Below are 7,479 nucleotides of genomic sequence, written 5' to 3' on the forward strand. Positions count from 1 at the left end.
GAGCCCTTGGAGAGTGCTGATGACCATCCTCGAGCCGTTGGCCGGAACCGCGCCGGCCGTCTGGGAATCGCTGGACGACCGGTTCGCCGGCATCCGTGGAGACAAGTTGCTCGAGCGGTTGTGGACCGGGGGCCGGTGGGTGGAGGGACCGGTGTACTCGCCGGCCGGCCGCTATCTGCTCTGGAGTGACATCCCGAACGACCGCATCCTGCGCTGGGACGAGACGTCGTACCAGGTGTCGGTGTTCCGGCAGCCGGCCGGGAACACCAACGGGCACACGCTCGACACCGAGGGCCGCCTCGTCAGCTGCGAGCACGGGAACCGGCGGGTCACCCGGACCGCGCACCACGGCGCGATCACGGTGCTGGCCTCGGAGTACGACGGGAAACGGCTGAACAGCCCGAACGATGTGGTGGTGAAGCGAGACGGCTCGGTCTGGTTCACCGACCCGGCGTACGGGATCGACAGCGACTACGAGGGGTACAAGGGCCAGATCGAGACCGGCGGCTGTCACGTCTACAGGGTCTCGACCGATGGCGTACTGACCCGGGTCGCCGACGACTTCAACCGCCCGAACGGGCTGGTCTTCTCGCTGGACGAATCGTTGCTCTACATCACCGATTCGGAGGAGGGGACGATCCGCGTCTTCACCGTCGAGGGCGACAAGCTGTCCGGCGGCGCACTGTTCGCCGAGTGCGGCAACGGGATCTTCGACGGCATCCGCCTCGACACCGAGGGCCGCATCTGGGCCTCGGCGGCGGACGGTGTGCACGTCTACCACCCGGACGGCACGCTGCTCGGCAAGCTTCTCGTCCCCGAGACGGTGTCCAACCTCACCTTCGGCGGCGCCAAGCGCAACCGCCTCTTCGTGACCGCGACCACCTCGGTCTACTCGATCTTCACCACCGTCAACGGAGCACCGCAGCCGTACCAGCGCTGATCTCCCCCGACGGAGGGAGACGGTTGGTTCTCGGGATGGATCCCCGGCCGCTGTCCGGATGGAAACGTCTTCTCGGTGGCCCGCACGCGGCGGGCCGACCGAGGAGGGGTTCGCGTGGGAAGCCGGAGATTCGTACGGCGGTTGGTCGTCGGGGCACTGGTGTTGATGGTGACCGCCGGTGCAGTGCCGTCGGCGGTTGCTGCTGGCAACGACCATGGCGGTTCGACGGGCGTCATGCGGGTGGTCGGCGCGGGTGGCGGCACGCTCGGGCCGGAGTGGGGCCTCGACTTCGCCGGCGATCCGGTCAGGTTCGAGATCGACGGGCGGGCCACCGACCCGCTGCATCCGTCCGGAACCTTCCACGTCGTACACCGCAAGCCGGACGGGAAGTTGCTCGCGGAGTTCAGCGGCCCGATCACCAGCCTGAAGGCTGTCGACGAGGTGGCGGTGGTCACCGGTGTGATCGACGCGGCCGACAACCCGGGCCTGCCGCTGGAGATGGTCGGGAAGAACGTCTCGCTGACCGTGTACGACGGCGGCCGGCAGGACCGGATCAGCTGGATCTGGGGCTTCTTCGGCGCGCCGGTGAGCCTGTTGCAGGGCACCGCGCCGACGTTCCCGCTGACCGAAGGCGGCTTCCAGGTCCACGGCGCCCGGCAGGCACAGGCGGCGGGCGGTACGACGGTCGCGCAGGCCGCCGACAGCGGGACCACGGTCGCCGCGCTGCTCGGTGATTCCACGCTGCGGTTCCAGCTCGCGGCTCGGGTCCCGGCCGGCGGCAACCCGACGGAAGTTCAGGGGGACTTCCACTTCGCGGATCGGCGTGGGTCCGGGGTGGACGTCGAGGGCCGGATCGACTGCCTGGTCGCCGGCGGACCCGTTGCGGTCGCGACCGGCGTGGTGACCGCGTCGAACGACCCGGCGAAGGTCGGCAAGCCGGTCTCGTTCTCACTGAAGGACGGCCGGATCGACCGCCTGGGCTGGATCTGGGGCTTCGCCGCCGACGCTCCGCAGATCGTCGACTGCCAGTCGGTCGTACCGTCGTACGCGCCGCGCTGGGGCGGTCTCTCAGTCCGGTAATTGCCAGGAGAATGCACCGGACAAGCAGTAGCGTGGCTGCGGTGTGGGTTCAGGACGACGTACGGACGAAGGATCAGGTGTGGCGGGCAACGGCCTTTCTGGTCGTGATCGCGAATCTCGTGCTTGCGGTGGTCGAGATCGTCCACTACGCCGGAGCGAACGCCAGTTGCCCGACGGACGTCACGGCGTACCTGGAGTGCAGTCACCGCACTCTCGACGTCATGGACGACTCGTACACCTGGATGATGATCGCCTCGATTCCGTTGCTGCTGGGCGTGTTCCTGCCGCTGCGACCGAGTACGACGCCGTTGCGGATCGCCTGTGTCGCGGTCCTCGCGCTGTCCTTCGTCGTCCGGCTGATCCTGATGCTCACGCACTGACCACGCACCCCGAGGAGGAGTTGTGACCACACCGATCGACCAGGTTCCTGCGCACCTTCGGGAGATTGCGGAGGTTGTCGTCGCCGAGGCCGCGGCCGACGAGCGGCTGCTGGCCGTCGTCGCCGGCGGATCGATCGCGACCGGGACGAGTGACGAGTACTCGGACCTGGATCTGGTGCTCGTCTGCACTCCGGAGGGGCATGCGGCAGTCCTGGCCGACGCCCGGACCTTCGCCGGCCGGCTCGGCCCGCTGCTGACGAGCTTCACCGGCGAACACGTCGGCGAGCGGCGGCTGCTGATCGCGCTCTACGGGCCGCCCCTGCTGCACGTCGATCTGAAGTTCGTCACGCAGGAAGATCTGCATGAACGGGTGGAGGACGGCCTGGTGCTCTGGCAGCGGGACGACACCGTCGATCTGACTCCGGGTGGCCCGGCCAGGTGGCCGCAGCGGGACCCGCAGTGGATCGAGGACCGGTTCTGGGGCTGGGTCCACTACATCGGGGTGAAGATCGCGCGAGGCGAGTTGTTCGAGGCGATCGAGGGCCTGGGGGCGCTGCGTTCGGCCGCGATCGCACCGCTCGCCGTCCTCGGTCGTACGCCGAAACCGTCCGGCGTACGGCGCTTGGAGACGTTGGCGCCGGAGCTTGTGCCGGAGTTGCGGGAGACCGTCGCGACGGCGGACCGGGACGATTGCCTGCGGGCGTTGAAGGCGTCCGTGGAGCTGTACCGCAAGGTCCGCGACAGTAGTGGCGTGGTGGTCGAACGCCGTACCGAGGCCGAGCGGGTCGTCGCGGAGTCCCTGACCGACTTCAAGTGACCCCGGGGTACGGCGTACCCCGGGGTCCCAGGGTCAGAAGTTGTTCTTGATCTGGTCGATGACGGTGAACACGGCGAGGAACCCGAACGCCAGGAAGGCGAAGACCATCACCAGCGTGCGGACCAGGTTGATCCGGATGGCCTGGGGCAGGGCGCGCGAGTTCATGTACCACAGCAGGCCGGAGTACACGAACATCATCGTGCCCGCGGTGCAGGCGGAGATCACCAGCAGCACCAGCGGCTGGTCCAGGCCGGCCAGCAGCACGGCGATGCCGAAGGCAACCAGTCCCCAGACCAGCCAGAAGTACAGCTTGGACTCGCTGACCGCCGAGGAGCGCAGGTAGCGGGCCTTGATCATGTCCGCGGCCAGCCGCGAGGTGTAGTCGACGATGCCGGCCGCGGCTGCGAACAGCGCGAACGCGCCGATCGCCCAGAACAGGTAGCCGAACCAGTCGCCGACCAGGGACTGCAGCGTGGTGCCCTCGATCTTCAGGAAGCTGATGTTGTTCTTGACGTTCTCGTTGCCGAACAGCGTCGCGTGCGCGAGCATCGAGGTGAACACGATCGTGACGATCGTGATGGCCACGAACGTCGCGAACTGCTCGATGTTGGCGAACTTCCACCAGCGCCTCCAGCGGGCCATGTTCGCCTCGTCGGGCTCGAACACATAGCCGTTCGCGGTCGGGTCGGCCTCGGTCTCGCCGGTGATCGGCGAGGTCAGCCGCGGCACATGCACGCCCATGCCGAAGCCCTTGTCCCGGATCCAGTTGCTCTGCACCAGGTTCTGGCCGCCGCCGGCTCCGGCGTACGCGATCGCACCCATGATCAGGGCGAAACCGAGCTGGTCGGCCGGGAACTCCGGGTGGGTGACCGCGTCGCCGAGCGCGTGGTAGGTCTTCGCCCGGATGGCGAACACCAGCGCGAGGATCACCAGCAGCGCGACGGCCGCGATCTTGACGAGGATCAGCCGCTCGAGCATCACGTAGACGACCGGCGCGAAGGTCAGGATCAGGCCGATCACGAGCAGGATGCCGATCGCGATCCAGCGTGGATCGCCGGCACCGAACAGGTAGGTCAGCATCGCGGCCGAGCTGGTCGCCCAGCCGGGCCACATGTTCGCGAAGTACGTCATGATCGCGAAGAACAGGCCCCAGTGCTTGCCGTACCGGTTGAAGCCGGTCAACGCTGTCTCACCAGTGGCCAGCGTGTACCGCTCGATCTCCATGTTCAGGAACCACTGGACGATCACGCCGACGACGGCGCCCCAGAGGAACACCAGGCCGACCTGACTGGAGATGTACGGCCAGAGGATGAACTCACCGGACGCCAGGCCGACACCCGCGCCGACCATACCGGGGCCGACGATCTTCCAGGTCTGGCTGGGTGGTTCGGGTAGGTCACGGACCTGCGGTGCGGGCAGGTTCTTGGTGGGCAGTGCGAATCTGCCGTGGTCAGTCGCTCTCGTGTCTGCCATGGGCTCCTCACTTCCTCGACCCCCTGCTCGCGAGGTTAACGAAGTCGGTCGGTACAGGCGACCCGACACAGCCACGGCTCAAGAGGACTTGAGCATCTCCAGCGCCTTGCCGATCCGGCGAGCGCGGGTCTCCGGCTTCTTCGCGTCATTGATCGCGGTCACGTGCTCGCGGCGGTGGCTGTAACTCAGCGCGTCGAACGCCTTCCGCAGCCCGGCCTCCTCGAGCGCCGCGGCGAGATCCGCCGGCACCTCCACTGTCCGTTCGGCCGCGTCCCGCTCCAGCGTGACGGTGACCGGGTCACCGGCGCCCTTGCCGAGCTCGGTGCGGATGCTCTTCAGGATGCCGAGCGCCATGCAGCCGCCCATCGACGCGATCGAGCCGCGGTACGCGACGCCGTCGAACGTCGCGTGCACCGGGATCCGCCCCCCGCCACCGAGTCCGGCGATCACCTCGCCCGGCACCTCCACCCAGGCGCCGCCCCCGTCGTTCACCACGATCGTGCCCTCGAACGTCTCCATGGCTCGCACCCTAGTGCCCTGCGTCGGAGATCCCTTGGCACTAGGACGAGAGCTTGCTGGGCCACCAGACCCGCTTGCCGATGTCGTAGGCCAGCGACGGCACCAGCAGCGAGCGGACCACGGTCGTGTCCAGCAGTACGCCGAACGCGACCATGAACGCGATCTGGACCAGGAACAGGATCGGCAGCACCGCGAGCGCCGAGAACGTGGCCGCGAGCACCACCCCGGCGGAGGTGATCACGCCACCGGTGACCGCGAGGCCGACCAGGATGCCCGGTCTGGTGCCGTGTTCCTGGGATTCCTCCCGCACCCTGGTCATCAGGAAGATCGAATAGTCGATGCCGAGGGCAACCAGGAAGACGAACGCGTAGAGCGGGATGCTCGGGTCGGCGCCGGGGAAGTCGAAGATGTGGTTGAACGCGATCGCGCTCACCCCGACGGTCGCGCCGAACGAGAGCACGTTCGCGACCACCAGCAGCACCGCCGCGACGATCGAGCGCAGCAACAGCATCAGCACGACGAAGATCACCGCCAGGATGGTCGGGATGATCACGCGCAGATCGCGTTTGCTGGCGTCGAGGACGTCGAGGTTGATCGCCGTACTGCCGCCGACCAGGACGTCCGGACTGACCGTGTCCAGCTCGGTCCGCAGATGCTCGACCACCTTGGTGGCTTCCGGTGAATCCGCTGGGACCTTCAGCGTGGCCTGGACCAGCACCTTCCCGTCGACGACCTTCGGCGGTACGCCGGGAGCCACGGAGGCGGACGCCGTGGCGACGCCATCGACCTTCGACGCGGTCTGGACCACCTGGTCGGCCTGGTCGGCCGGCGTGAGGATCTGGACCGGCGTACCGGCGCCGGCGTCGAAGTGCCGGCCGAGCACCTCCTGGCCGGTGACGGACTCGACCTTGTTCAGGAACAGGTCCTCCTGCGAGGTGCCACTGGCCTTGAACGTCGGCAGGAACGCGGCACACGCGAGCAGGGCCAGCGCGGTGATCACCCAGACCCGGCGCGGGTGGCGGCCGACCAGTCCGGAGACCCGGCCCCAGAGCTTGCGGCCGCCGACCTGGTCGCGGGCGTGCACGTGGTCGAGCCGCGGGATCGACGGCCAGAAGATCCGCCGCCCGAAGGCCAGCAGGATCGCGGGCAGGAACGTCATCGCGGAGATGAAGGCGCCGGCGATGCCGATCGCGCCGACCGGGCCGAGACCCTTGGTGCTGCCGAGCTGGGAGAGCAGCAGGCAGAGCAGACCGAGGATGACGGTCGCCGCGCTGGCCGCGATCGGCTCGACCGCGGCCCGCCACGCGATCCGCATCGCCTGGTACTTGCTGGCATAGTCGTGCAGCTCTTCCTTGTAGCGCGACACCAGCAGCAGTGAGTAGTCGGTCGCGGCCCCGACGACCAGGATGAACAGGATGCCCTGACTCTGCCCGTTCAGTTCGAGTACGTCGCTCTTCGCCAGCGGGTACACCACCAGCGCGGCGAGGGCGAGACCGAAGACGGCGGTGAGCAGAACGGCGATCGGCAGCACCGGGCTGCGGTAGACGATGAGCAGGATGACGAAGACGACCGCGAGCGCGACACCGAGCAGGATCCCGTCGATGCCGCTGAACGCCACCACGAAGTCCGCGAACACACCGCCCGGACCGGTCACGTAGACATCGAGACCGGTCGGAGTGAGGGTCTGTTTGATACCTGTGCGCATCGTGTCGGCGACCGCGAACAGCACGGTCTCGCCGTCCTTGACCACTTCGTCGGCCCGGTCGCCATCGATTTCGACCGTGAGCAGCAGCGCCTTCTTGTCCTCGGACGGGACGATCGTCGTGGCCGGTGCGGCCAGGTAGTCGCCGATGGTCTTGCCCTCGCCGAGGTCCATCGCCGGGACGGAGGCGAGGAAGGCCTTCGCGTTGGCCAGGTCCGTCGGCGTGATGCCGGACTCGCGCACGATCAGGACGAAGTACGGCAGGGCCTTGGAGTCGACGAACTTGGCCGACTCGTTGGCGACCAGGGTCGACTCGGCCTGTTTGGGCAGGAAGTTCGCGTTGTCGTTCTCCTGGACCTCGCTCAGCTTGCCGACCGTCGGACCGCCGAGCGACCCCAGCACCAGCCAGCCGATCAGGACCGCCGCGATCGCGGCCCGCCACGCCCAGCGCCCCTTGCCCCGGCCCTGCCGAAGCCTGTTGCCGTTGTCCGGGCCCCGCTGTTCGTCCTCTTCCACCGCTGTCCCCTCGCCGTCGGTACGGGCACAGTACCCAGTCATCTCTCACCAC

The 7,479-nt window shown here is 68.0% G+C and carries 7 protein-coding genes; 4 read left to right on the forward strand and 3 right to left on the reverse strand.

Annotation, left to right across the window (positions count from 1 at the left end; genetic code table 11):
• The first annotated feature begins 19 nt into the window (after positions 1 to 19).
• The 4 genes from ACIBG5_RS13725 to ACIBG5_RS13740 all read left to right on the forward strand — a co-directional run bounded on the left by ACIBG5_RS13725 (position 20) and on the right by ACIBG5_RS13740 (position 3,217).
• Entirely contained in the window at positions 20 to 940 is a 921-nt protein-coding gene (locus ACIBG5_RS13725) for an SMP-30/gluconolactonase/LRE family protein (RefSeq protein ID WP_396391863.1), read from the forward strand.
• Positions 941 to 1,054: 114 nt separating this feature from the next.
• A complete protein-coding gene (locus tag ACIBG5_RS13730) occupies positions 1,055 to 2,020 on the forward strand; it encodes a hypothetical protein (protein ID WP_396391864.1) in 966 nt (321 codons plus the stop codon).
• Positions 2,021 to 2,061: 41 nt separating this feature from the next.
• Positions 2,062 to 2,400: a hypothetical protein gene (locus ACIBG5_RS13735; protein ID WP_396391865.1), complete on the forward strand. Its 339-nt coding sequence runs from the start codon at positions 2,062 to 2,064 to the stop codon at positions 2,398 to 2,400.
• A 22-nt stretch (positions 2,401 to 2,422) separates the two neighbouring features.
• Positions 2,423 to 3,217, forward strand: a complete 795-nt coding sequence (locus ACIBG5_RS13740; RefSeq protein WP_396391866.1) for a hypothetical protein — start codon at positions 2,423 to 2,425, stop codon at positions 3,215 to 3,217.
• Positions 3,218 to 3,250: 33 nt separating this feature from the next.
• Here ACIBG5_RS13740 and ACIBG5_RS13745 read toward each other — a convergent pair whose 3' ends face one another.
• From ACIBG5_RS13745 to ACIBG5_RS13755, 3 genes are all read right to left on the reverse strand, one after another.
• Positions 3,251 to 4,690, reverse strand: coding sequence for an Nramp family divalent metal transporter (locus ACIBG5_RS13745; protein ID WP_396391867.1), 1,440 nt, complete (start codon positions 4,688 to 4,690; stop codon positions 3,251 to 3,253).
• A gap of 78 nt (positions 4,691 to 4,768) precedes the next feature.
• Positions 4,769 to 5,209 carry a YdeI/OmpD-associated family protein gene (locus ACIBG5_RS13750; RefSeq protein ID WP_396391868.1) on the reverse strand — a complete coding sequence of 147 codons (441 nt, stop codon included), beginning with the start codon at positions 5,207 to 5,209 and terminating at the stop codon, positions 4,769 to 4,771.
• Between the two features lie 40 nt (positions 5,210 to 5,249).
• Positions 5,250 to 7,469 (reverse strand): MMPL family transporter, encoded by a 2,220-nt coding sequence (locus tag ACIBG5_RS13755; RefSeq protein ID WP_396391869.1) that lies wholly within the window; start codon positions 7,467 to 7,469, stop codon positions 5,250 to 5,252.
• Positions 7,470 to 7,479: the final 10 nt, after the last annotated feature.

The organism is Kribbella sp. NPDC050241 (assembly GCF_044459685.1).
Classification (GTDB): Bacteria; Actinomycetota; Actinomycetes; order Propionibacteriales; family Kribbellaceae; genus Kribbella.